We start from the raw sequence: 24,686 nt of genomic DNA on the forward strand, positions 1-24,686 counted from the left end.
TCAGTCGATCAGGGCGTCGATGCCCACCGGGCGGCCGTCGAACTCGTCCATGGCGTCTAGCATTGCGGTCCAGAAATACTCCACCGAGGCGCGGTCGCAGAGGATCTGCAGGCAGGGTAATTCGGCACTGCCAGAGTTGATGACGATGACGTTGATCCGCGCCGCTGAGGTCTGCGCCACCGCGCCGGGACCAAAAGCCTGAGGACGCAGGTCGACGCCGCAGAGCTTGGCCATCACCTGGGCGTAGTGCGCGCCGCTGAGCTGCAGCCAGGCGTGGCTGTCCTGGCGTGGCAGCAGGTAGTTGCCACTGTCACCGAGTTGCCAGGCCGCTTCCTCGGCAGCGATGCGCGCGCCCATGTCGTGCAGGCTGCCAAGCAGCAGGTACTCGGTCTGCGACAGACGCGCGACCAGTGTGCCGTCGTCCTGGCGCTGCGACCGGTTGGGCGCGCCCGGCAGCACGTAGCCGCGCGCCTGCAGATAGGCGGCGGCGTCGAGGCCACGGAAGCCCGCGCGAGGCAGGTTGCTCAGGTCGATCAGCGCGCAGCTCTGCAGCTGTGCGTGTTCTTCCTGCTCGCCGTAGCGGGCGACGATGGCGCTACTGCCCAGCGCGGCAAGTCGGGCGCCGTGGTGCAGCGGGTAGAGTGGGCTGCGTTCGATGAAGTCTTCGGCTTTCAGGCTGGACATGATTCAGAGCTCCTGGCGCAGGTTCTGCGGATCGTAGAAGGGCAACTGGACGACGTTGGCGCGTACCACTTGGCCGCCTTCCACGCGGATCGGGATCTGCATGCCCGGTACCGCCTGGTGGGCGCCGGCGTAGGCCAGGCCGACGATCAGGCCGAGGGTCTGCGAGTACTCGCAGGAGGTGACGTTGCCGCTGATGTCGGCGCCGTCGAGCACCAGGTGGCCCTCCAGCGGCTGTGCGCTGCCACGGGGCAGGGTGAAGCCCACCAGCTTGCGCCTGAGCGGCTGCGCCTCGAGGATCTCGATAGAGCGTTTGCCGACGAAGAACGGCTTCTTGCGGCCGATGGCCCACTGCATGTCGATCTCGCCCGGGTGGGTCATGCCGTCAGTGTCCTGGCTGATGATCACGTGGCCTTTCTCCAGGCGCAGCAGACGCTGGGTCTCCACGCCGAAGGGGCGGATGCCCTGTTCGGCACCGGCCTCCATCAGCACGTCCCACAGGCGTTCGGCGAAACGTGCCGGCACGTGGATCTCGTAGCCCAGTTCGCCGACGAAGCCCACGCGCAAAACGCGGGCCGGAATGTCGGCGACCTTGCCGGTGCGCACGCCGAGGTAGGGGAAGGCCTCCGCGGACAGGTCGATGTCCTCGCAGACCTTTGCCAGCACCAAGCGCGACAGGGGCCCGGCTAGGTTCACGGCGGCCAGGGCGGCGGTGACGTTGGTGATGTCGACGTTGAGTCGCCACTGGGCGTTCCACTTGAGCATCTGCTGGTAGATGCGGTCCACGCCGCTGGTGGTGGCGGTGACGTAGAAATGTCGTCCGCCCAGCCGCGCGCAGACACCGTCGTCGATCACCACGCCGTGCTCGTTGGTCATCAGCGCATAGCGGGTGCGGCCGATGGGCAGCTTGGCGAAGCCGAAGGTGTACAGGCGCTCCAGCAGTTCCGCCGCGTCCGGGCCGCGCACGTCCAGGCCGCCGAGGGTGGACACGTCGATCAGGCCGACCTTCTCGCGCACATGGCGTGCTTCTTCCTGCATGCAGCGTTCGCGATCCTGCGCCTTGCCGTAGTACGCCGGGCGCTCCCAGATGCCGGCGGGCATCATCTTCGCGCCGGCTTCGAGGTGGCGGCGGTGCATGGGCGTCTGTCGGTACGGGTCGAAGGCGCGGCCGGCGACATGGGCGAGCTTCTCTGCCTCGAAAGGCGGGCGCGCGGTGGTCACGCCGGTTTCACTGATACTGCGGCCGGTGGACTGGGCCACCAGGCGCGCCGTGGGCAGCGCCGAATGACGGCCCTGGGACGGGCCCATGCCGACGGTGGAGAAACGCTTGACCAGTTGCACGTCGCGGTAGCCGCTGCGGGTGGCGTTGACGATGTCGCGCACCTGCAGGTCCTCGTCGAAGTCGACGAAGTCCTTGCCCTTGGGGTGGGGGAAGATCGGCCAGTCGAAGTTGACCCGTGGCTCGTCGATATAGGTGCGCGGCGCTGGCGCTTCCAGGCCCAGTGCCTCGAGGGCGACACTGGCTGCGCGGGCGCCGTCGGCCAGGATGTTGACCAGACTGTGGTGACCGTTGACCGAGCCGGCGATATCCAGCCCGGCGGGCAGGCCGCTGATGGCGAATTCGGCGCGATCTTCCTCGTAGGCCAGCTTGCCGCCGGCCTGGCAGAGGAGCTGGTAGACCGGCATGTAGCCGGCGGACATGCACAGCAGGTCGCAGTCCAGGCGCTCGCCGTGCTCGGCGACCTGGCCCTGGCCGGTGATGCGGCGGATATCCACGCCGCTGACATGGCGCAGGCCGGGTTCATGCAGGGCTTCGTAGACGGTGCTGGCGTTGTGCAGCGGGATCTGGCGGTACTTCAGCTCATCGGCGAGGCGGGCGTCGGCGGGGGCGGCGCGCATGTCCACCACCGCGGCCACGCTGACCCCCTGTTCCTGCAGGTCGAGGGCGGCCAGGTAGCCGTCGTCGTTGCCGGTCAGCACCACGGCGCGGTTGCCCGGTTTCACCGCGTACAGCTTCATCAGCCGCTGGACGGCGCTGGTCAGTAGCACGCCGGGCAGGTCGTTGTTGCGGAATACCACCGGTTGGTCGAAGGACCCGGCAGCCACCAGGCAGCGAGTGGCGCGAACCTTGTACATGCGCTTGTGCTGGATGACCGGCAGGTAGTTATCGGCGAACCAGGCGTTGCAGGTGGCCTGAGTCAGCACCTGGATGTTGGGGTGATCCTGCACGGAGCTGACCAGCACGTCGCGCACCTCGGCGGCGCGCTTGCCTGATAGGTCGAAGCGGGCGTAGTTCAGCGAGCCGCCGAGCACCGGCAGCTGTTCCACCAGCAGGACACTGGCGCCGGCATTGGCGGCGTCCAGCGCGGCGCGTAGGCCAGCCGGGCCGGCGCCGATGACGGCGAGGTCAACGAACAAGTAGGCCTTGTCGTAGTACTGCGGCTCGAAGTTAAGGTCGAGCACGCCGAGCCCGGCCTTCTTGCGGATCAGCGGCTCCCAGACCTTCCACATGCCCTTGGGCTTGTAGAAGGAGCGGTAGTAGAAGCCCACCGGCATGAAGCGCGAGAACCTGCCCAGGTAGGCGTCGCGGTCGTGGTCGAGGCTGCCGGCGTAGTTCTGGCCTTGAACGGCCAGGCCGTCGCGGGCGGGGTGCATGTCGGCCAGCACGTTGGGCTCGTCGGGCAGTTGCACCAGGGTGTTGGCGTCCTGCCCGGCTAGGGTCAGCGGGCCGCGCGGACGGTGATACTTGAACGAGCGCGAGAGCAGCCAGCGGCCATTGCCGAGCAGGGCGCTGGCGACGCTGTCGCCCTCGTAGCCCTGGTAGTCGCTGCCGTCGAAAGAGAAGCGCAGCGGCTTGTCGCGGTCGATCAGCAGGCCCATGGGAGCGGGGAGGCGGGGGTGGGCGCTCATTGGGCGGACTCCTGCGCTGTGGCGGGTTGAGCGACGGTGAAGTCGACGCGCCGGTCGAAGACTTCCCTGGGGTCGAAGGTGCGGATCACCTGGTCGGTCACCGTGTGGCGCTCCGCCAGGAACCAGTAGCTGGACGCGTTGTGCAGCCACCATTCGCGGACGATGCCGGCGGCGTTGTCGCTGTTGAACACGTAGTCGGCCCATTCGGTGTCGCTGCAGGTGGTGGGATCGGGCATCTGCTTGAACTCGCCGCCGTAGGTGAACTCGCTGATGTTGCGTGGCCCGTTGAGCGGGCAAGTCAGGATCTTCATGGCTGGTTCCTCAGTGGCTGGCCGCGGTGGCGCCCATCTCGTTGACCTGCTGAAAACGACTGAAGCGCTCCAGCGCGAAGGGCGCGATCAGCTCCGGCACCTTGCCGCCGCTGGCCACGAGCTCCGCCATGGTCTTGCCGCAGATGGGCGTGGACTTGAAGCCCCAGGTGCCCCAGCCGGCGTCGAGGTAATAATTCTTCACCGGCGACAGGCCCATGATCGGGCTGTAGTCCGGCGTCATGTCGGTGATCCCGGCCCACTGGCGCATCAGCTTGGCGTTGGCCATGAAGGGGAACATCTCGATGGCGTGGGCCAGCAGGCTTTCCTTCAGGTCCAGGGTCGAGCGCGTGTTGTACAGCGGGTAGGGGTCCGAACCACCGCCAAAGACCAGCTCGCCACGGCTGGTCTGCTGCACGTAGCAGTGCAGCGCCGAGGAGCTCACCAGCGGATCGAGGAACGGCTTGAACGGCTGGGTCACCATGGCCTGCAGCGGGTAGGTGTGGATCGGTGCGCGAATGCCGGCCTTGGCCATCAGCAGCGAGCTGGCCCCGGCAATGGCCTGGACCACGCAGCCGCACTGCACGGTGCCGCGGTTGGTCTTCACCGCCTCGATGCGACCGTCGCGCACCACCAGGTCCTGCACTTCGGTGAGCTGATGGATTTCCACGCCGCGTTTCGCGGCTTGCTTGGCGTAGCCCCAGGCCACGGCATCGTGGCGGGCAGTGGCGCCGTCGATGTGCCAGAGCCCGGCGATCACCGGCAGGTGACCGGGGTCGAGGTTGAGGCTCGGCACCAGTTCGCGGATCTGCTGGCGGTCGATCATCTCGGTGCGCCCGCCGAAGTGCTTGTTCACCTCGGCGCGCTGGCGGAAAGCGCGCACCGTGGCATCGGTGTGCGCCAGGGTCAGTTGGCCACGCTCGGAGTACATGATGTTGAAGTCGAACTCATTGGACAGTCCCTGGAACATCCGCACCGACTCGGCGTAGAACTTCACGCCTTCGCTGGTGAGGTAGTTCGAGCGGATCACCGCTGTGTTGCGCGCGGTGTTGCCACCGCCGAGGTAGGCCTTCTCCAGCACGGCGACGTTGGTCACGCCGTGGTACTTGGCGAGGTAGTAGGCAGTGGCCAGCCCGTGGCCGCCACCACCGATGATCACCACGTCATAGCGCGGCTTGAGTTCGCAGGGCGGCGGCAGGTCCACTTCCACCGGATAGTCGGCGCTCAGGCCGTATTTCAGGAGGGCGAAAGGCATGCTGCTTACTCCGCAGTGGCGCTGGCGCGCTGCAGGCGCGTGGCGACCAGGGTGTTCTTCATCAGGTAGGCGATGGTCATCGGGCCGACGCCGCCGGGCACCGGGGTGATGGCCGCGGCCTGGGACAGGGCGCTGTCGAAATCGACGTCGCCGACCAGCTTGCTGCGGCCGTCTTCGTCGATGCGGTTGATGCCCACGTCGATCACCACGGCGCCGGGCTTCAGCCAGCTGGCGTCGACCAGCCGCGGCTTGCCGACGGCGGCGACGACGATGTCGGCCTGGCGGCACAGCTCGCGCAGGTTGGCGCTGCGCGAATGCACCACGGTCACCGTGCAATGCGCCTTGAGCAGCAGGGCAGCCATGGGCTTGCCGACGATGTTGGAGCGGCCGATCACCACCGCGTGTTTGCCGGCGATATCGCCGCAGGTGTCGTGCAGTAGGCGCATGCAGCCGGCCGGGGTGCAGGGCGTGAGCACGTCGCGGCCCTGGCTCAGCCCGCCGACGTTCTCGCTGTGGAAGCCGTCGACATCCTTGATCGGGTCGATCGCCTGCAGCACGCGGTTCTCGTCGATGTGCCGGGGCAGGGGCAGTTGCACGAGGATGCCGTTCACCGTCGGGTCGTCATTGAGTTGTGCGATCAGGTCGAGCAGGGCGTCTTCGGCGGTATCCGCCGGCAGCTTGTGTTCCAGCGAGCGGATGCCGACTTCCTCGGCACGCAGCACTTTATTGCGCACGTAGACCTGGCTGGCCGGGTCGCTGCCCACCAGCACCACGGCCAGGGCCGGCTGGATGCCGTCCTCGCGCAGCACCAGGACTTCCTCGCGGACCTCGGCGAGCACCCGTGCCGAGGTGGCCTTGCCGTCGATGAGTTTGACGCTGGGGATGGCATTCATTTGAAGATCACCGTGCGGTCGTGGTTGAGGAAGACGCGGTGTTCGAGGTGGTACTTCACCGCACGGGACAGCGCGATGGTCTCGGTGTCGCGACCGATGGCGACAAGGTCGTCGGGAGCGTACGCGTGGTCCACGCGCTGCACTTCCTGCTCGATGATCGGGCCCTCGTCGAGGTCGGAGGTGACGTAGTGCGCGGTGGCGCCGATCAGCTTCACGCCACGCTCGTAAGCCTGGTGATAGGGCTTGGCGCCCTTGAAGCCGGGGAGGAAGGAGTGGTGGATGTTGATCGCCCGGCCGGAGAGTTGCTTGCAGAGGTCGTCGGAGAGGATCTGCATGTAGCGGGCGAGCACCACGAGTTCCGTGTCGGTTTCGTCGACGATGCGCATCAGCGCGGCTTCCTGCTGGGCCTTGGTGTCTTTCGTCACCGGCAGGTAGACGAAGCGGATGCCTTCGCGCTCGGCCATCGGGCGCAGGTCAAGGTGGTTGGAAACGATGGCGGTGATCTGCATGTCCAGTTCGCCCTTGGCGTGGCGGTAGAGCAGGTCGGACAGGCAGTGGTCGAACTTGCTCACCATCAGCAGCACGCGCATCGGCCGGGCGTTGCTGTGCAGGCTCCAGTCCATGTCGAAGCGGCCGGCCACGTCGGCGAAGCCGGTTTCGATCGCGCCGATGTCGCCGGCCAGGCCTTCGTTGAAGCGGAACACGGCGCGCATGAAGAAGCGACCGCTGCCCTCGTCGTCGAACTGCGCCATCTCGCTGATGTAGCAACCCTGCTCGGCCAGGTAGGTGGTCACCGCCGCGACTATCCCGGACACGGCCGGGCAACTGATGCGGATGATGAAGTGGCTGGGGACGTGTTGCATGTCGGGTCCTCGATAGGAGTGGGAGGCAGCTCGGCGCGCAAGGGCGAAAGGTCCAAGGCGAAGATTCAGGGGTGGGACGGAATTTCGCCGGTGAAGATTATTTACTGCTGAGAATATTAATTTCCTTCTGCGCTTTTATAGGCGAAGCGAATCCTTGGGTCCATACCCTGGGGAAAATTTTTATCCTGTCAGGAAAGTTCTCGACCGAACGGCGAGGCGGTACTGGCGGGGAGATGGGGCGATAGATGCCGAGTGGCGAAAGGTGGGCGCATGACCGTGCGTGGTCATGCGCCTGAAGAGGAAGGGCGCGGGATCAGTCGTTGCCGTAGTTCATGATCGACATCAGGCGGATCGGTACTTGCACCAGCTTCTCCGGGCCGTGAGGTGTCTCGCCGTCAAAGGTCAGGCTGTCGCCGGCCTGCAGGTGGTAGAGCTGATTGCCGTGGCGGTAGATGAGCTCACCTTCGAGCAGGTGGAGGAACTCGGTGCCGGGGTGGGAGAAGGTCGGGAACTCCTCGCTGGCGTCATCCATGCTGACCATGTAGGCCTCGAAGTTCTTCTTCGGCCCGCGGGTGTGGTTCAGCAACTGGTAGGTGTGACCCTTCTCGGTGCCGCGGCGCACCACTTCCAGGCCGTCACCGGCCTTCACCAGCAGAGCGTTGCCGTCGGGCTGGTCGTATTGGCTGAACAGCTTGGACATCGGCATGCCGAGCACGTCGCACAGGCGGCTCAGGGTGTCGAGGCTGGTGGACACCTGGGCGTTCTCGATCTTGCTCAGCATCCCTTGGCTGATGCCGGCGATGCGCGCCACGTCCGCCAGCTTGAGCTCCTGTGCCTGGCGCTGGCGCTTGATCTGCATGCCCAGGTATTGCTCCAGGCGAAGGCGCGGTTCGGTCTCGGTGGACATTCAGGGTTCCTGCACGGTTTAAGTTCAAGAATAGTATTTTCGCACTGAGAAAGTGCGAGGCGACCTTGTCGGCTCTTTCACTTTCCCACAGTGAAAGCAAGTTTCCCATATATACAGAAGATTTGCCCCCGTGGCTGCGGACCACGGGGTCGCACCTGACTTGGCACTGGCATTGCATTCCTAACGGGAAAGTAAGTTTCCTGAGCGGAATTCGAAGCCAGCGGCAGGCATTCCACGTCGTATCCAACGACCGGTTTCGAACCCAACAGGGCCACCGATAACGCCTTGCCCCTTTACTAGGAGTGATCATCCATGTTGCCAAGCGAAACCCAGCGCACCATCGACCAGCACGGCATCAAGTACGTGCTGGCGCAGTTCGTCGATATCCATGGTGCGGCGAAGACCAAGTCGGTGCCGGTGACCGGCCTCAAGGCCGTGGCCGAGGAGGGCGCCGGGTTCGCCGGGTTCGCCATCTGCGGCATGGGTATGGAGCCTCACGGCCCGGACTTCATGGCGCGTGGCGACCTCTCCACGCTGATCCCGGTGCCTTGGCAGCCGGGCTACGGCCGGGTGGTCTGCGTCGGCCATGTCGACGGCAAGCCGCACCCCTATGACAGCCGTTTCGTCCTGCAGCAGCAGGTGCAGCGTCTGGCGGACAAGGGCTGGGTGCTCAATACCGGGCTTGAGCCAGAGTTCAGCCTGTTCCGCCGTGACGGCGAAGGCCGCCTGCAACTGGTGGACGCCTCCGACAACCTCGACAAACCCTGCTACGACTACAAGGGCCTGTCGCGCTCCCGCGAATTCCTCGAGCGCCTGACCGAGGCCCTACAGCCGGTGGGCTTCGACATCTACCAGATCGACCACGAAGACGCGAACGGCCAGTTCGAGATCAACTACACCTACAGCGATGCCATGGAGTCGGCCGACCGCTTCACTTTCTTCCGCATGGCCGCCGGCGAGATCGCCAACGACCTGGGCATGATCTGCTCCTTCATGCCCAAGCCCGACCCGAAGCGCGCGGGCAACGGCATGCACTTCCACCTGTCGATCGCCAGCGCCACCAACAAGAACCTCTTCCACGACCCGTCCGATTCCAGCGGCATGGGCCTGTCGAAACTGGCGTATCACTTCGCTGCCGGCCTGCTCGCCCACGGCCCCGCGCTCTGCGCCTTCGCCGCGCCGACGGTGAACTCCTACAAGCGCCTGGTGGTGGGCCGCTCACTGTCTGGTGCCACCTGGGCTCCGGCCTTCATCGCCTACGGCGCCAACAACCGCTCGGCGATGGTGCGCATTCCCTACGGCCGCCTGGAGTTCCGCCTGCCGGATGCCGGCTGCAACCCCTACCTGGTGACCGCCGCGATCATCGCCGCGGGTCTGGACGGCATCGACCGCCAACTGGATCCGGGCCCGATGTGCAACGAGAACCTCTACAACCTCAGCCTGGACGAGATCGCCGCGCGCGGCATCAAGACCCTGCCGCAGTCGCTGAAGGAAGCCGCCGACGCGCTGGAGGCCGATTCGCTGTTCCGCGAGGTGCTCGGCGCCGAAATCGTCGACGAGTTCATCAAGCTCAAGCGCATGGAATGGGTGGAGTACAGCCGTCACGTCTCCGACTGGGAGATCCAGCGCTACACCGAATTCTTCTGATCGCCGCGCCCGCCGGGCGCACCCCCTTTACCCCTCTGGGCGACCGTGAGCACAAGCGGCGGTCGCCTGCTGCCTCGAAGGAGACGAACCATGTGCGGAATCGTAGGCCTCTACCTGAAGAAACCCGAACTCGAAGCCCAGCTGGGCAAGCTTTTCGAACCCATGCTGCAGGCCATGACCGACCGCGGCCCGGACAGCGCAGGCTTTGCCATCTACGGTGACGAAGTGGCCGACGGCTGGGTCAAGCTGACCTTGCAGGCGACTGACGCCGGCTACCCCTGGGCCGAACTGATGGGCGCCCTGGAAGCCCGCCTGGGCTGTTCGCTGGACTGGTTCCAGAATGCCAGCGCCGCCGTGCTGAAGATCCACTGTGAGGAGTCCGCCGTGCGTGAAGCCCTGGCCGAGCTGGCCCCGACGGTGCGCATCATGAGCGCCGGGCAGAGCATCGAAATCCTCAAGGGCATGGGCCTGCCGGAGGAAATATCCCAGCGCTTCGGCCTCGCCGGCATGAAGGGCAGCCACATCATCGGCCACACCCGCATGGCCACCGAGAGCGCGGTGACCATGGAGGGCAGCCACCCGTTCTCCACCGGCGCCGACCTCTGCCTGGTACACAACGGCTCGCTCTCCAACCACTTCCGCCTGCGCCAGGAACTCAAGCGCGAAGGCATCGCCTTCGAGACCGACAACGACAGCGAGGTGGCTGCCGGCTACCTGACCTGGCGCCTGCGCCAGGGCGACAGCCTGGCCCAGGCCCTGGACGGCGCGCTGAACGACCTGGACGGCTTCTTCACCTTCGCCATCGGTACCCGCAACGGTTTCGCCGTGATCCGCGACCCGATCGCCTGCAAGCCGGCTGTGCTGGCCGAGACCGACGACTACGTGGCCATGGCTTCGGAGTACCAGGCCCTGGCCAGCCTGCCGGGCATCGACAAGGCGCGCGTCTGGGAGCCCGAACCGGCCACCCTGTATGTCTGGGAGCGCGAGAGCGCCTGATCCGCACCGAGCAGAACTTTCTGGAGACTCATATGAAAACCATCGACCTTTCCAGCGCCTCGGTGCGCGAACTGAACCAGGCCCTGCACGGCGACGTGCAGGACCGCGAGTGGCTGGTCAGCCACCCGGATGGCAAGCACAACCTCGCCGTGGGCATCAACCAGGCGGTGACCGTGGATATCCAGGGCCATGCCGGCTACTACTGCGCAGGCATGAACCAGAAGGCCAGCGTCACGGTACATGGCAACGTCGGCGTGGGTGTGGCGGAGAACATGATGTCCGGCAGCGTGCGGGTGAAGGGCAGTGCGTCCCAGGCCGCCGGTGCCACCGCCCATGGCGGGCTGCTGGTGATCGAGGGTGATGCCGGCGCGCGTTGCGGTATCTCGATGAAGGGCGTGGATATTGTGGTCGGCGGCAGCATCGGCCACATGAGCTGCTTCATGGGCCAAGCCGGACGCCTGGTGGTCTGCGGCGACGCCGGCGACGCGCTGGGCGACTCGCTCTACGAGGTGCGCATCTACGTCAAGGGTGACGTGAAGTCGCTGGGTTCGGACTGTATCGAGAAGGAAATGCGCGCCGAGCACCTGGAGGAGCTGCAGGAGCTGCTCAACCGCGCGGGCTTCGACGAGAATCCAGCCAGCTTCAAACGCTACGGCTCGGCCCGCCAGCTGTACAACTTCAAAGTCGACAACGCATCCGCGTACTGACCCGCAGCGAGGAATTCCCATGAGCGAGAAAAACACCCCGGTGCTGCGCGAGTCCGCCACCTTCGACCGCCTGACCATCCAGGAAATCCAGCGTGCCGCCGAGACCGGCATCTACGACATCCGTGGCGGCGGCACCAAGCGCAAGCTGCCGCACTTCGATGACCTGCTGCTGCTCGGCGCCAGCGTGTCGCGCTACCCGCTGGAAGGCTACCGCGAGAAGTGCGGCACCGACGTGGTGCTCGGCACCCGCTTTGCCAAGAAGCCGATCCACCTGAAGATCCCGGTGACCATCGCCGGCATGAGCTTCGGCGCACTGTCGGCCAACGCCAAGGAGGCCCTGGGCCGTGGTGCGACCATCGCCGGCACCAGCACCACCACCGGCGACGGCGGCATGACCCCGGAAGAACGCGGCCAGTCTCAGCACCTCGTCTACCAATACCTGCCGTCGCGCTACGGCATGAACCCGGACGACCTGCGCAAGGCCGACGCCATCGAGATCGTCCTGGGGCAGGGCGCCAAGCCGGGCGGCGGCGGCATGCTGCTGGGCATGAAAGTCACCGAGCGCGTCGCCGGGATGCGTACCCTGCCGATCGGTGTCGACCAGCGCAGCGCCTGCCGCCACCCCGACTGGACCGGTCCGGACGACCTGGCGATCAAGATCGCCGAACTGCGCGAGATCACCGACTGGGAAAAACCCATCTACGTGAAGATCGGTGCCAGTCGCCCGTACTACGACGTCAAGCTGGCGGTGAAGGCCGGCGCCGATGTCATCGTCCTCGACGGCATGCAGGGCGGCACCGCGGCCACCCAGGAAGTCTTCATCGAGCACGTCGGCATCCCGATCCTGCCGGCCATTCCGCAGGCCGTGCAGGCGCTGCAGGAAATGGGCATGCACCGCCAGGTGCAGCTGATCGTCTCCGGTGGCATCCGCAATGGCGCTGACGTAGCCAAGGCCATGGCCCTGGGCGCCGATGCGGTGGCCATTGGCACTGCCGCGCTGGTGGCGCTGGGTGACAACCATCCGCGCCTGGACGACGAACTGAAGAAAATCGGTTCCGCCGCCGGCTACTACGACGACTGGCAGAACGGCCGCGACCCGGCCGGCATCACCACCCAGGACCCGGAGTTGTCCAAGCGCCTGGAACCGGTGGAAGCTGGCCGCCGCCTGGCCAACTACCTGCGCGTGCTGGTGCTGGAGGCACAGACCATGGCCCGCGCCTGCGGCAAGTCGCACCTGCACAACCTCGATCCCGAGGATCTGGTAGCCCTTACCGTGGAAGCCGCCGCCATGGCCCGTGTGCCGCTGGCGGGCACCAACTGGGTGCCGGGACAGGTGCAGTACTGATCCTCGTACGAGTCAGTGCAGAAGGCCGGCGAGTGATCGCCGGCCTTCTTGTTTTCCACCCGGCAATCCCTTGCAGGCGCCGACTCTGCCCGCCAGCGACCATAAGACGCCGAGCTTACCGCAGCCGCCGATCTGCCCTGCCATATTGACTGGCAGGAAACACAAATTCGCACCAAGAAAATGCGCGGCGCCGATAGGTCTGCGCATCACCATCGCCTCGCGTCAGAAAATAATCCATTTCCGTTCAATGAGATAGCTGAAAGAACCGGCCCGTCCAGCGACCTTGGCAGGCCTATTGCTATGCCTATGAGGAAATAAAATTGCCCCACAGGAACGCGGACCAGCGCGTCCCGAAGGCACCGAACACCGGCCCGCCCGCCGACAGCGGCCCGGAACCGTCCCCGTCGGTTGGAGGCAACAGGCAATGATCCGGTTTTCACCTATGAGCCGCAGTATGTTGGGCCTTTCCCTGCTGTTCGGTAGCGTCGCCGCCATGGCGGACGATGCGCCGCCGGCGATCAATAGTGGCGACACCGCCTTCGTCGCGCTCTGTTCGCTGGTGGTGCTGCTGATGACCCTGCCGGGCCTGGCGCTGTTCTATGGCGGCATGGCGCGGACCAAGAACGTGCTGTCGATCCTCATGCAGGTGTTCTGCACCGCCTCGCTGATGTCGGTGCTGTTCGCCGTCTACGGCTACAGCCTGGCCTTCACCGACGGCGGCTCGCTGCAATCGGTGATTGGCGGGCTGGAGAAGCTGTTCCTGCTCGGCATCACCAAGGATTCGGTGGTGGGCACCATTCCCGAATACCTGTACTTCCTGTTCATGCTGCTGTTCGCCGCGATCACCCCGGCGATCATCGTCGGCGCTTTCGCCGAGCGCATGAAGTTCGCAGCGGTCATGGTGTTCATGGCGGTCTGGTTGACCATCAACTACATCCCCATGGCGCACATGGCGTGGGGCGGCGGCTGGGTGTTCAACCTCGGCGTGCAGGACTTCGCCGGCGGCAACGTGGTGCACCTCAACGTCGGCATCGCCGCGCTGGTGGGCGCCTGGCTGCTGGGTCGCCGTCGCGGCTTCGGCACCCCGACCCTGGCCCCGCACAACATGACCATGACCCTCACCGGCGGTTCGCTGCTGTGGGTCGGCTGGCTGGGCTTCTGTGGCGGCTGCGCCCTGGCGGCCAACGGCTTCGCCATGCTGGTGATGGTCAACACCATGCTCGCCAGCTGTGCCGGCGCGCTGGCCTGGATGCTCGTCGAGTGGCAGCACCGTGGCCGGCCGAGCCTGTTCGGCGCGGTCTCCGGCGCGATCGCTGGGCTCGTCGCGATCACGCCGGCATGCGGCTATGTCGGCCCGATGGGCGCCATCCTGCTCGGCCTGATCGCCGGCCCGGTGTGCGTCTGGTCGGTGGACAAGCTCAAGCCGATGATCGGCCTGGACGACGCCTTTGACGTGTTCGGCGTACACGGTGTCGCCGGCATCCTCGGCGGCCTGCTGACTCCGGTATTCGCCCTCGCGGCCATCGGCGGCCAGGGCTTTGCTGAAGGGCGCGACCTGTTCAGCCAACTGCTGGTCAACGGCGGCGCGATCCTCTTCAGCGTGGTGTTCTCCGGCATCACCAGCCTCATCGCCTTCAAGGTGGCGGCGGCGCTGTGCGGCGGCCTGCGCGTCGATGAAGAGGCGGAAGTCGACGGGCTGGATCTCTCTGCCCACGGCGAAGTCGGCTACAAGTACTCCAACTGAGGATCGCTGCAATGAAACTGATTACCGCGATCATCAAGCCCTTTCTGCTCGACGACGTGCGCCAGGCGCTGACCGAGGCCGGGGTAAGCGGCGTGACCGCCACCGAGGTCAAGGGCTATGGCCGGCAGAAGGGGCATTCGGAGATCTACCGTGGTGCCGAGTACGTGGTCGAGCTGCTGCCCAAGGTGAAGCTGGAAATCGTCATCGGCGAGGCGCTTTGCCAGACCGCCATCGACACCATCCTGAAGGCCGCGCACACCGGCAAGATCGGTGACGGCAAGGTGTTCGTCCAGGACCTGGAAAGCGTCGTACGCATTCGCACTGGCGAGCTGGGCGAAGACGCCGTCTGAGCCTTTGCGTCATACCCTGCGCCGACGCTTTGCGTCGGCGTTCTTTTTTGGCGAGGAGGTTGTGTCGATGGTGTGGTTGAACGGATGGGGTTACCTGATCCTGGCGGGACTTTGCGAGGTGCTGTATGCCTCGATCATCCCGCGCACCGACGGGTTCACCCGGCTCTGGCCGAGCCTCTACTGCGGGGTGTTCCTGGCCCTGAGCATCTACCTGCTGAGCCTGTCCGTGCGTGACCTGCCGCTGGGGCTGGCGTATGCCGTGTGGGTGGGTATCGGCACCCTGGGAACAGTGGCCTACGGCACGCTGTTTCTTGGCGAGCCGCTGGGCGCGCTGAAGGCGCTGTGCCTGGTGATGATCGTCGCTGGCATCGTCGGGCTGAAGCTGGTGGGGAGTGTGCAGGTGGCTTAGTACGCCGATGTCCGTACGCGGGCCACGCCGCGATCGCGCGGATGGCCCACTCCTGGTGTGAGGTGCCGGGGCTGGCCGGGTGAATCAACCCTGCTGCTTGAGCATCGACTGGATCTGCTGCACCGATTCCTGGGTACGCCGTGCGAGGTTGCGCACTTCGTCGGCGACCACCGCGAAGCCGCGCCCCTGGTCGCCGGCGCGTGCCGCCTCGATGGCGGCGTTGAGTGCCAGCAGGTTGGTCTGCTCGGCGATGGCACGGATGACCCCGGCGACCTGGGCGATCTGCCCGTAGGTGGTCTGGATGTTCTGCTGTTCACGCTCGTGCAGGCTGGCGGCGGCCTTCTCGTCGCTGATCTCGCGCACCGCGCCGGTGACGTATAGCAGGCGACCGCGCTCATCGCGCAGACAACGACCGCGCTCGCGGAACCACAGCGGGCCGCGGCTCTTGTGGCGCATGCGGTACTCCACCACGTAGGACCCGTCGCCGTTCTTGTCCGCCATTGCAGCGCCGAACGCCTGCATCACGCCTTTGAGGTCTTCTGCGTCGACCACGCCGAAGTAGCTGTCCCAGCCGTCGGGGAACTCCTCGCGACGGTAGCCGATCAGGTCGCGGAACTGCTCGGACCAGCGGATCATATTCTGCGGATGGTCGGGGTCGCCGTTGACCACGTTCATCGCCCAGCAGCCCTCGGTGAGGGTGCGCTGGGTCAGCGCCCAGACATCGCGATCCTCCCGCCACTGGCGGCGTTCGGCTTCCAGTTCGAGCAGCTGGCGCTGTTGTTCTTCGAGCTCCTCGCGCAGCCGGCGGCCCTCGTCCCGGGCATCGTCGAGACGTCGCGTGAGAGCGGCGTGTTCCTCGGCGGTGCAGGGCGGCGGCGACTGCAGCTCGGCGTGCCGCCGGAAGTCCACCAGACCATGCCAGTCGCGCTGCAGGCGCTCAAGACGGCCGAGCAACTGTGGGTCGCAGTGGCGCGGTGGGGTTGCGTCGGGGGTGCTGGAAAGCTGGTCGAGCCACTGGCCGAGGTCGTCGGCCAGGTTGCGGGAAGCCTTGCTGAACCACATCGGCCCAATCTCCTGGAAGGGGGAAGCGGAGGGCTCGCGCGCGGCGAGCCGGTGCACCAGGGTCCTTGCAAAACCCTCTCCAGAAGTGCGTCAGCTGCGCACGCGGGACTTGTCCGGATCGTACGCGACGGTGCCGGCGGTAACCCGCGCGGGGATGCGTTTCTGCTGGCCGTCGAGCTTGCCGACTTCCACCAGGGTGCCGGGTTCGCAGTAGCCCACGTCCAGACGGCACAGGGCGATGTTGCGGCCCAGCAGCGGTGAACGCGTGGCGCTGGTGATCACGCCGACCTGGGCGCGGCCGACATGCACGCAATCACCATGTGCGGCGATCTCGTTGCCGTCCAGTTCCAGGCCCACCAGGCGGCGCTGCGGGGTGGCGCTGCGCCGTAGCAGTGCATCCTTGCCGATGAAGTCGGCCTGCTTGCTCTTGAGCGGAACGCAGAAGCCGATGCCTGCTTCGAAGGGGTCGGTCTGGTCGTCGAACTCGTAGCCGGAGAAGATCAGCCCGGCCTCGATGCGCAGGGAGTCCAGCGCGTGCAGGCCCAGCGGTACCAGGCCCAGCGGTTCGCCCAGTTGCCAGAGGCGCTTCCAGACGGGCAGGGCGTCGTCCGGATGGCACCAGATCTCGTAGCCCAGCTCGCCGGTGTAGCCGGTACGCGAGACCATCAGCGGCGGCCCGTTGTAGTCGTCGAGACGACCGGTGAGGAAACGGAACCAGCCCAGGTCCTCCAAGCGTGGCTGGGTACCCGGCGTCCAGACCATGTCCTTGAGAAGCGTGCGGGCCAGCGGCCCCTGGACGGCGATATTGTGGATCTGCTCCGAAGCGCTCTTGATCCACACTTTCATGCCCAGCTTCTGCGCCTGTTCGCGCAGCCAGTCGCCGGCGTAATCCTCGCCGCCGATCCAGCGGAAGGCATCCGGCCCCAGGCGCAGCAGGGTGCCGTCGTCGAGCATGCCGCCGTGCTCGTAGCACATCGCCGAATACACCACCTGGCCGACCGCCAGCTTGCGTACGTCGCGGGTCAGGCAGTAGTCCAGCAGCGCCTCGGCATCCGGTCCGAGCACCTCGAACTTGCGCAGGGCAGAGAGGTCCATCACCGCCACTTTTTCGCGGCAGCCGTGATACTCCTCGATGCTGCCGTAGCCGTCGAAGTGGGTGGGCGTCCAGAAGCCACGGTAGTCGATGAACTGGCGGGTGAGGGCGGCAGTGCCGGCGTGGAAGCCGCTCTCGCGGGTCAGCTGAGGGTCGGCGTCGGGAGTCTTGCGATTGGCCATGGCGATGCTGAAACGCTCCTTTTCGCTGTACACGCGGATATGGATATCGGTGGGTTGCCAGCCGTTGGCCGGGTCGATGTCGTCCGGGCAGGAACTGCTGGCGCAGACCAGGTCGCTGAGTGCGCGCAGCAGGACGTAGTCGCCTGGGCGTGACCAGGGCTCGTCGAGGGTGAGTTGCTGATGCGCATCGACCCCGGTGTTGAAGAAGAAGTTGATCGCCGGCCAGCCGGCGCGGCCCTGCACGCCATGGCCTGCAAGGACTCGACTGAGGTTGTCGCTGCAATTGTCGTGGCCGAAGTAGCCCTGGGCCTCGTAGTAGCGCGCGGTGCAGGCGAGGGCGAAGGTGTCGTGGCGGCCGACGGTGTCGCGCACCACCTCGAGCATGGGTTGCAGGTGGCGATCGTAGAAGCGGCTGAAGAGGCCGGGGCCGGGGTAGGCGTTGCCGTTCAGGGTGCGGGTGACGGTGGGATCGAGGTCGATCTCGCGGCCGCTGTCCAGGCCTCGGCGGTCGAAGGCGACAAAGTCCGAGCATTGCCGGCCGGCGACATCCAGTACCTGGATGAACTGCCCGGCGGCGACCGTGTAGGCGCTGGCCGTCCCGGGACGGATGGTGAACTCGTCCACCATCTCACCCAACGGCGCGGGTAGCGGCGGAGCGAGCAGGTGCTGTGGGTTGGCGCGATGCACCAGCAGGCGCAGTTCGCTGGCACGCGCCTGGGCATTGACCGACGTGCGTCCGCCGGGTGCTGCGACCAGCACCAGCAGCGGCGCGCCACCTTCCAGGGTGCGGCTGAACCCGGCGGGGGTGCCCGCCGGCCAGAGTCGCGCGGGGCTGGGCAGATGGCGGCAATCGACGCCGCGCCGGGCAAGCCCGGCACAGACGTGATCGGCCTCGCGGCTGCCGTCGTGGAGCAACTGGTGGATGAACGCCGCTCCTGGGCTGGGTGACAGGCCGAGTTCCGCCAGGGCGGGGCGGCCGCCAGCGGCAAAGGCCAGCAGCTCGGCCGGTTGGTCGCCTTCGAGGTCGATCACCTGGAGCCGGTCACCGGCCTCCAGGCTGATTACCGTCAGGCCGCCGGGCGCGACCCGGTGCCGTTCCAATGCGGGTGCGCGAGCGAAAAGCGCCGGCTCATGGGGCCGGCTGACGATGGGCAGGTTCATGCGGTGACTCCGTACCGGACAGGATGGCGGGGCGGCTGGCCGCCCCGCGGCGGACTCAAAGCGCCTTGCTCAGTGCCGGCGTCGGAGCATCGGCCAGGTAGGCCTCCAGCGAGTCGTCCAGGGCATCCAGCCACGGCGTGTGATGTGGCGTAGCCAGGGTTCCGGTGATGAGCGAACGGTGGCACTTGTCGCGGTACCCCATGATGTTCTCGTACTTGTCGTGCTTCCACTGCAGGAAGGTGCGGTTCACCTCGGCGATGTCGAAGCTCGGGTAGTCGGTGGCTTCGATCAGCTGGCGGATGTACTCGCCCTGGAACTCGAACATCTCGCGGGCGTTCTCCAGGGTCTCTTCTTCCTGGCGCCAGGCCAGGTCCTCGGCCTGCATGGCGGCAAGTCCGGGCAGGGCGATGCGCCCGAGGATGACGTCGCGGGCGTACCAGGCCTGGGCGTCGAACATGTTGAAGCTGTACCACTGGTCCTGCATGCCCAGGTACATGAGCTTCGGATTGCGCTCCCAGAACACGCCCTTGTAGAGGTTCAGCGGCCACAGACGGTTGCCGGTCTTGAGCCGCAGCTCTTCGGGGAGGAAGGGGAAGTGGTGTTTGTAGCCGGTACACAGGATGATCGCGTCGATGTGCTTGCTGCTGCCGTCGGCGAAGAACGCGGTGCTGCCCTTGACGTGGGTGAGCAGCGGTTTCTCTTCCCAGTTTTCCGGCCACTGGTAGCCCATCGGCGCACTGCGGTAGCAGCTGGTGATGGAGCGCGCGCCGTATTTGTAGCACTGCGAGCCGATGTCCTCGGCCGAGTAGCTGGCACCGACGATCAGCACGTCCTTGCCGCGGAATTCGAGTGCATCGCGGAAGTCGTGGGCGTGCAGTACGCGCCCGGCGAAGCTCTCGAAGCCGGGGAAGTGCGGCACATTGGGAGTGGAGAAGTGGCCGCTGGCGACCACCACGTAGTCGAACCGCTCGCTGTAGGTGCGGTCGTCGTCGTAACTGTGGGCGGTCACCTCGAAGGTGTTGCTGGCCGCATCCCAGGCGACGTCGCGCACCGTGGTGTTGAAGCGGATGTAGGGGCGCACGCCGGCTTTCACCACGCGGCCCTTGATGTAGTCCCAGAGCACCTCGCGCGGGGGATAGGAGCCCATGGGCCGGCCGAAGTGCTCGTCGAAACTGTAGTCGGCGAACTCCAGGCATTCCTTCGGCCCGTTGGACCAGAGGTAGCGGTACATGCTGCCGTGCACCGGTTCGCCATGCTCGTCCAGGCCGGTGCGCCAGGTGTAGTTCCACATGCCGCCCCAGTCCGCCTGCTTCTCGAAGCAGACCAGTTCGGGGATGTCGGCGCCTTTGTCCCGCGCCGACTGGAAGGCTCGCAGCTGGGCCAGGCCGCTGGGGCCGGCGCCGATGATGGCGACTCGTTGCTTCATGTCCGGTACTCCAGGTTCGGGATTTTTGGGGGGTCAGGAGAAGATCACGGTCTTGTCGCGATTGATGAACACGCGGTGTTCCAGGTGGAGTCTCAGGGCCCGCGAGAGGGCCACGGTCTCGGTGTCGCGGCCGATGGCGACGAGCGCCTCTGGGCTGTAGGCATGGTCCACGCGCTGCACTTCCTGCTCGATGATCGGTCCCTCGTCGAGGTCGGAGGTGACGTAGTGGGCGGTGGCGCCGATCAGCTTCACGCCACGCTCGTAGGCCTGGTGGTAGGGCTTGGCGCCCTTGAAGCCGGGAAGGAAGGAGTGGTGGATGTTGATCGCGCGGCCGGAGAGCTGCTTGCAGAGATCGTCGGAGAGGATCTGCATGTAGCGGGCGAGCACCACCAGCTCGGTGTCGGTCTCGTCGACGATGCGCATCAGTGCGGCTTCTTGCTCGGCCTTGGTGTCCCGGGTCACCGGCAGGTAGACGAAGCGGATGCCTTCGCGCTCGGCCATCGGGCGCAGGTCAAGGTGGTTGGAAACGATGGCGGTGATCCGCATGTCCAGCTCGCCCTTGGCGTGGCGGTAGAGCAGGTCGGACAGGCAGTGGTCGAACTTGCTCACCATCAGCAGCACGCGCATCGGCTGGTTGCCGTCGTGCAGCTGCCAGTGCATGTCGAAGGGCACGGCGATGTCCTCGAAGCCGTCGCGCAGGGCCTGGATGTCGCCCTGCGCGCCGGTGTCGAAGCGGAACACGGCGCGCATGAAGAAGCGTCCGGTGATCTCGTCGTCGAACTGCGACAGTTCGCTGATGTAGCACTGCCGCCCGACCAGGTAGGTGCTGACGGCGGCGACTATTCCGGAGCGCGCCGGGCAGTCGATAGTGAGGATGTAGTGGGGACTCATGGGGGTTCTCGCGTCGGTGTGGGGAACCGCCCGGCGCACCGGGCGGGCAAGGCTCAGCCCTTGGCAGTGCGCTTCTTCTTCTCGGGGTCGTCGAAGGGCAGGGTGTGGGCGATGGCGTTCACCTGCAGGCTGCCGCGTACCTGCAGCGGCATGCCCTGTTCGGCGCAGTCGGTGGTCATGCGGGCGATGGCCATGGAACGGCCCGTGAGGCGAGAGTGCATGGCGCAGGTGATCAGGCCGACCTCCTGGCCGGCGTGCCAGAGGGTGTCGCCGGCCTGGGCCGCCTGTTCGCCGTCGAGCAGCACGCCGAAGATGCGGAAGCGCTCCTGGCCCTTGAGCCGGTAGTGCTCGCCGGCGCCGCGGAAGTCCTGTTTGCCAGGCGACACGGTGAAGTCCAGGCCCAGCTCCCAGAGGCTGTCGCCGGCCTTCTCGTCGGCGAAGGGGTACATCTGCGAGTTGTCGTAGGGGTAGAACAGCAGGTAGCTCTCGACCCGCAGCCAGTCCAGGGCGGTGAAGGCACAGGGGATGATGCCCAGGTCCGCACCCTTGGCCAGGATGCCGTCCCAGATCACCGGAGCGTCGGCGGCCTTGCAGAAGATCTCGTAGCCGCGCTCACCGGTGTAGCCGGTGCGCGAGATCATCACCGGGCGGTCGAACAGCTTGCCCTGCAGGTGGTGGAAGTAGGGCAGCTCGCGGATGCCTGGCACGTGCTCGGCGAGGAAGTCAACGGCGCGCGGGCCCTGCAGCGATAGGTCGTGCAGGTCGTCGTCGAACAACACCGCCACCTGCCGGCCCTGGGCCGAGCGGATGAGCATCTCGTGGCCGATGCCGGCGCCGTGCACCACCATGAAGGCGTTGGGGCCGGTGCGGTAGACGATGCAGTCGTCGGCGAACTTGCCGTCCTCGTCGAGCATGCAGGCGTATACCGACTTGCCCGGATAGAGCTTGGAGATGTCACGGGTGGTGGCCCAGTCGAGCAGGCTTTCGGCATGGGGGCCGACGTAGTGCACCTTCTTCAGGCCGGAGACGTCCATTAGCCCGGCGCGGGTGCGGATTGCTTCGTGGTGGTCGGCGAGGTCGGTGGCATAGGTCCAGGCGGTGCCCATGCCGTTCCAGTCTTCGAGTTGCGAGCCGAGCGCCAGGTGGCGGTCGCGCAGGGCGCTGGTGCGCCAGGAGTTGGCCATGTGGGAATCCTCTTGTTGGGGGCGTTTCAGGCTTGGGAGTCGTAGGGCCGCAGCCAGTCGAGAAGGGCGGCGCGGTAGCGGGTCAGACCCTTGTAGTCGGCGATCGGGTCGGGCAGGTCGCGCAGTACGCGGTGCAGGCGTTGCGCCCAGTGCGGCTGGGTGGCCAGCTCGGCCATGCTGATCAGGTAGGTGCGGATGCTGAACATCACGGCGTGGCTGCGCGGCAGGCGCGCCATCGTCTGCAGTTCGACGCGCAGGTGCACCAGTTCGCCGGCGTTCTGCGCGGTAACCTTGCCGCGATCGGCGCCCCACTCGTGGTAGGTCTCGGGCGAGGTGTCCAGGCGCGGGTTGATGGTCATGGTCCAGTTCAGCCGGCGCACCGGCTGGCCGACCTGGAGGTTCAGCAGGTACTTCAGCGCGCGGTCGAACACGCCCATCTGGTGTGCCATCGGCACCGGCGAATGCCATTGCTTGAAGCTCATGCCGGCATCGAAGGCCAGCGACCAGTCGGCCGGCCCGGTGACCATGCCGGCGTCCATGTACAGGTCGCCATCGCGCTGGTCGAGCAGAGCGAAGTCGCCCTGCACCTGGCGGGTGATGTACTCCAGTGGCTCGTAGGGCAGGGTGGCGGCGTCGCCGTAGGTGAAGCGCTGGCGGATGCCCAGCACCAGGTTGTACCACTCCCACTGATCGCCCTCGCGGTGCAGCTGGAAGTACTGCGGATAGTCAGCCGCAAGGGTTTCCATCAGCAGCGCCAGGGCGTCCCAGGCGGCCGGCTCCATATGCGGCATGACCAGGCAGCGCGCAGGGTCGCGCTCCAGCACCAGGCCGCGCTCGGTCACTTCGGAGCGATAGTGTTCGTCGATGTCGAACAGGTGCTCGAACACCGAACCGGGATCGCGTGGCTTCGCCGGCTCGATGTTCACCGAGTACTGGTACTGGTCTTCCGGGAATGGGAACGGAAAGCGGCGAATGGCCTCCGGGCTGTTGGCGAAGGTGAAGGCTTCGCGGTAACGCTCCACCGGCTTGAGGGTCGTGGGCATGGCGTCGGATCTCCTAGAGGTCGAGCAGGATCGGCCCGCAGCCGCGCGAGACGCAGGGCATCAGGCTGCTGGCGCGTTCGCTGGCGTCGAGGAAGTGGTCGCGGTGTTCCACCTCGCCCTTGAGGTAGCGTGTCTGGCATTGGCCGCAGACGCCGCCGCGGCACAGGTTGGGGACGTCGACGTCGGCCGCTTCCAGGGCCTCGAGCAAGCTCTGCTCGGCCGCGACCTCCAACTGCCGGCCGCTGCGTGCCAGTTCGACGCGGAACGGCAGGCCTGGCTCGGGCGCGGCGAAGGCTTCCCAGTGCACCCGCGAGTCGCACCAGCCCAGTGCGGCGGCTTGCTCACGCAGGGGCAGCAGCAGGCGCTGCGGACCGCAGGCGTAGACGTGGCTGCCCAGCGGGCGTTGACGCAGGATCTGGTTGAGATCCAGAGGGCGCTGCGCGCTGTCGTATTCGTGCAGGAGCTCACCGAGCAATTCGCGCAGTTCGCCGCGGTACGCGTCGCTGATGCCGGCGCGGTAGGCGTAGTGCAGCTCGAAGTCCGCGCCCCGCCGCAGCAGCTCGCGGCAATGGGCGATGAAGGGTGTGATGCCGATGCCGCCGGCCACCAGGATGTGCCGGCGCGCCTCGCCGTGCAGGGCGAACAGGTTGGCTGGGGTACCCAGGCGCAGCTGTTCGCCGACCTGCAGTTGCTCGTGCAGGTAGCGCGAGCCGCCCCTGGATTGCTCCTGGCGGCGCACTGCGATGCGGTAGTGGCTGGTCTCGGCGGGGTCGCCGAGCAGCGAGTAGGCATTGCGCACGCCATTGGGCAGGCACAGTTGCACGTGACTGCCGGCGGAAAAGCCCGGCAGCGAGCCTTCCACGGCCTCGAGGGTGAATTCACGGATGACCGGGGTGAGGGCGCGCACGGCGCTCACCCGCACATCGAACCAGGCGCTCATGGGCGGCCCTCGGCGTAGGGATGGTCGGCATCGGCGCAGACGCCCAGGTAGGCTCCCAGGCGGCGGGAAAAATGGCGGCGCACTTCCAGGCGCACACCGCACTGCTGGCAGTCGTGCTGCTCGGCGGGACCGCCGCTCTGCAGCGCAGTGCAGTGCACGCAGTAGATGGCGCGGCGTGCTTCGCCCTGGTGCAGCAGGTGGATTTCCTCTGGGCGCAGTCCGGCCTGACGGGCCAGGGCATGCAGGGGCCAGAGGTAGGCTTCGTCGCCGCTGAGGAAGAGCTGCAGACCCACGCTGGCTCCAGCCAGGACCTCCAGCAGGGCAGGCCCGGCCTGTTGCGCATCCGCCAACAGCACCTGCAAGGCGTCACCACCGAGGCCCAGGCGTTCGGCGAGGGCCGCGGCCCCGACGGGGTCGTCCACCTGCTGCAATAGCACCACCTGACTGCCGGTCAGGCGCGGCGGCGCGTCGTAGCGGGGCAGGCTGGGTAGCGGCAGAGCGCTGTCGGGAAGTGCGGTCGCAGTCATGGCTTCCTCGCGGGTTAGTCGACGGCGTGCCCGATCCTGAGGCGCGCAGCCTTGAGTTGGTGCGCATTGACAGGGAAAGCGGGGGTGTCCGGTCGTGTTTCGTACTGGGGAAGATATTTTCCTGATGCGAATAACCGCTCAATCCGCAAGAGGTGATATCTC

General features: G+C 66.5%; 21 protein-coding genes and 1 pseudogene. 7 read left to right on the forward strand and 15 right to left on the reverse strand.

Annotated features, from left to right (window positions below):
• From GJV37_RS07720 to GJV37_RS07750, 7 genes are all read right to left on the reverse strand, one after another.
• Nucleotides 1–684: a sarcosine oxidase subunit gamma gene (locus GJV37_RS07720; RefSeq protein WP_170858495.1), complete on the reverse strand. Its 684-nt coding sequence runs from the start codon at nucleotides 682–684 to the stop codon at nucleotides 1–3.
• A gap of 3 nt (nucleotides 685–687) precedes the next feature.
• Nucleotides 688–3,591, reverse strand: coding sequence for a 2Fe-2S iron-sulfur cluster-binding protein (locus tag GJV37_RS07725; protein ID WP_170858496.1), 2,904 nt, complete (start codon nucleotides 3,589–3,591; stop codon nucleotides 688–690).
• Nucleotides 3,588–3,902, reverse strand: coding sequence for a sarcosine oxidase subunit delta (locus tag GJV37_RS07730; RefSeq protein WP_037014030.1), 315 nt, complete (start codon nucleotides 3,900–3,902; stop codon nucleotides 3,588–3,590). Before GJV37_RS07730 ends, GJV37_RS07725 begins: the two co-directional genes overlap by 4 nt.
• A 10-nt stretch (nucleotides 3,903–3,912) precedes the next feature.
• Nucleotides 3,913–5,154, reverse strand: a complete 1,242-nt coding sequence (locus GJV37_RS07735; RefSeq protein WP_037014035.1) for an FAD-dependent oxidoreductase — start codon at nucleotides 5,152–5,154, stop codon at nucleotides 3,913–3,915.
• Between the two features lie 5 nt (nucleotides 5,155–5,159).
• Nucleotides 5,160–6,047 carry a bifunctional methylenetetrahydrofolate dehydrogenase/methenyltetrahydrofolate cyclohydrolase FolD gene (folD, locus tag GJV37_RS07740; RefSeq protein ID WP_065327838.1) on the reverse strand — a complete coding sequence of 296 codons (888 nt, stop codon included), beginning with the start codon at nucleotides 6,045–6,047 and terminating at the stop codon, nucleotides 5,160–5,162.
• Nucleotides 6,044–6,910, reverse strand: coding sequence for a formyltetrahydrofolate deformylase (gene purU / locus GJV37_RS07745; RefSeq protein WP_128668258.1), 867 nt, complete (start codon nucleotides 6,908–6,910; stop codon nucleotides 6,044–6,046). The genes folD and purU (GJV37_RS07745) overlap by 4 nt, the downstream gene beginning before the upstream one ends.
• 313 nt (nucleotides 6,911–7,223) lie before the next feature.
• Complete coding sequence (locus GJV37_RS07750) at nucleotides 7,224–7,817, reverse strand: helix-turn-helix domain-containing protein (protein WP_065327840.1); 594 nt, start codon at nucleotides 7,815–7,817, stop codon at nucleotides 7,224–7,226.
• Nucleotides 7,818–8,129: 312 nt separating this feature from the next.
• Here GJV37_RS07750 and glnT point away from each other — a divergent pair, with 312 nt between their 5' ends.
• The 7 genes from glnT (at nucleotide 8,130) to GJV37_RS07785 (ending at nucleotide 15,015) form a co-directional block, all read left to right on the forward strand.
• Nucleotides 8,130–9,464: a type III glutamate--ammonia ligase gene (glnT, locus tag GJV37_RS07755; protein WP_037017202.1), complete on the forward strand. Its 1,335-nt coding sequence runs from the start codon at nucleotides 8,130–8,132 to the stop codon at nucleotides 9,462–9,464.
• A 90-nt stretch (nucleotides 9,465–9,554) separates the two neighbouring features.
• Nucleotides 9,555–10,460 carry a class II glutamine amidotransferase gene (locus GJV37_RS07760; protein ID WP_065327841.1) on the forward strand — a complete coding sequence of 302 codons (906 nt, stop codon included), beginning with the start codon at nucleotides 9,555–9,557 and terminating at the stop codon, nucleotides 10,458–10,460.
• Between the two features lie 32 nt (nucleotides 10,461–10,492).
• A complete protein-coding gene (locus tag GJV37_RS07765) occupies nucleotides 10,493–11,167 on the forward strand; it encodes a GltB/FmdC/FwdC-like GXGXG domain-containing protein (protein WP_126860245.1) in 675 nt (224 codons plus the stop codon).
• Nucleotides 11,168–11,186: 19 nt separating this feature from the next.
• On the forward strand, nucleotides 11,187–12,512 hold the full coding sequence (locus GJV37_RS07770) for an FMN-binding glutamate synthase family protein (protein ID WP_037017208.1): 1,326 nt from the start codon (nucleotides 11,187–11,189) through the stop codon (nucleotides 12,510–12,512).
• A gap of 424 nt (nucleotides 12,513–12,936) precedes the next feature.
• Nucleotides 12,937–14,256: an ammonium transporter gene (locus tag GJV37_RS07775; RefSeq protein WP_065327844.1), complete on the forward strand. Its 1,320-nt coding sequence runs from the start codon at nucleotides 12,937–12,939 to the stop codon at nucleotides 14,254–14,256.
• An 11-nt stretch (nucleotides 14,257–14,267) separates the two neighbouring features.
• Nucleotides 14,268–14,606, forward strand: coding sequence for a P-II family nitrogen regulator (locus GJV37_RS07780; protein ID WP_065327845.1), 339 nt, complete (start codon nucleotides 14,268–14,270; stop codon nucleotides 14,604–14,606).
• A 67-nt stretch (nucleotides 14,607–14,673) separates the two neighbouring features.
• A complete protein-coding gene (locus GJV37_RS07785; RefSeq protein ID WP_065327846.1) occupies nucleotides 14,674–15,015 on the forward strand; it encodes a DMT family transporter in 342 nt (113 codons plus the stop codon).
• An 87-nt stretch (nucleotides 15,016–15,102) separates the two neighbouring features.
• On the opposite strand, the pseudogene GJV37_RS29750 reads toward GJV37_RS07785, so the two are convergent.
• The 8 genes and pseudogenes from GJV37_RS29750 to GJV37_RS07825 all read right to left on the reverse strand — a co-directional run.
• Nucleotides 15,103–16,077, reverse strand: a pseudogene (locus tag GJV37_RS29750) (methyl-accepting chemotaxis protein); the annotation flags it as partial.
• A gap of 90 nt (nucleotides 16,078–16,167) precedes the next feature.
• Nucleotides 16,168–18,513, reverse strand: a complete 2,346-nt coding sequence (locus tag GJV37_RS07795) for a trimethylamine N-oxide demethylase (RefSeq protein ID WP_170858498.1) — start codon at nucleotides 18,511–18,513, stop codon at nucleotides 16,168–16,170.
• Nucleotides 18,514–18,568: 55 nt separating this feature from the next.
• Nucleotides 18,569–19,939, reverse strand: a complete 1,371-nt coding sequence (locus GJV37_RS07800) for a flavin-containing monooxygenase (protein WP_065327848.1) — start codon at nucleotides 19,937–19,939, stop codon at nucleotides 18,569–18,571.
• A gap of 33 nt (nucleotides 19,940–19,972) precedes the next feature.
• Nucleotides 19,973–20,830, reverse strand: a complete 858-nt coding sequence (purU, locus tag GJV37_RS07805) for a formyltetrahydrofolate deformylase (RefSeq protein WP_126860232.1) — start codon at nucleotides 20,828–20,830, stop codon at nucleotides 19,973–19,975.
• Between the two features lie 53 nt (nucleotides 20,831–20,883).
• The gene (locus tag GJV37_RS07810; RefSeq protein WP_065084590.1) at nucleotides 20,884–22,014 is read right to left on the reverse strand and encodes an aminomethyl transferase family protein; all 1,131 of its coding nucleotides are present in this window, start codon (nucleotides 22,012–22,014) and stop codon (nucleotides 20,884–20,886) included.
• A 26-nt stretch (nucleotides 22,015–22,040) separates the two neighbouring features.
• A complete protein-coding gene (locus GJV37_RS07815; RefSeq protein WP_170858499.1) occupies nucleotides 22,041–23,057 on the reverse strand; it encodes a heme-dependent oxidative N-demethylase family protein in 1,017 nt (338 codons plus the stop codon).
• A 13-nt stretch (nucleotides 23,058–23,070) separates the two neighbouring features.
• Nucleotides 23,071–23,997 (reverse strand): PDR/VanB family oxidoreductase, encoded by a 927-nt coding sequence (locus GJV37_RS07820; protein ID WP_170858500.1) that lies wholly within the window; start codon nucleotides 23,995–23,997, stop codon nucleotides 23,071–23,073.
• Nucleotides 23,994–24,524, reverse strand: coding sequence for a dimethylamine monooxygenase subunit DmmA family protein (locus GJV37_RS07825; protein ID WP_065084593.1), 531 nt, complete (start codon nucleotides 24,522–24,524; stop codon nucleotides 23,994–23,996). The genes GJV37_RS07820 and GJV37_RS07825 overlap by 4 nt, the downstream gene beginning before the upstream one ends.
• Between the last annotated feature and the right edge of the window lie 162 nt (nucleotides 24,525–24,686).

It is taken from the genome of Pseudomonas nitroreducens, assembly GCF_010994165.1.
Lineage (GTDB): Bacteria > Pseudomonadota > Gammaproteobacteria > Pseudomonadales > Pseudomonadaceae > Pseudomonas > Pseudomonas nitroreducens.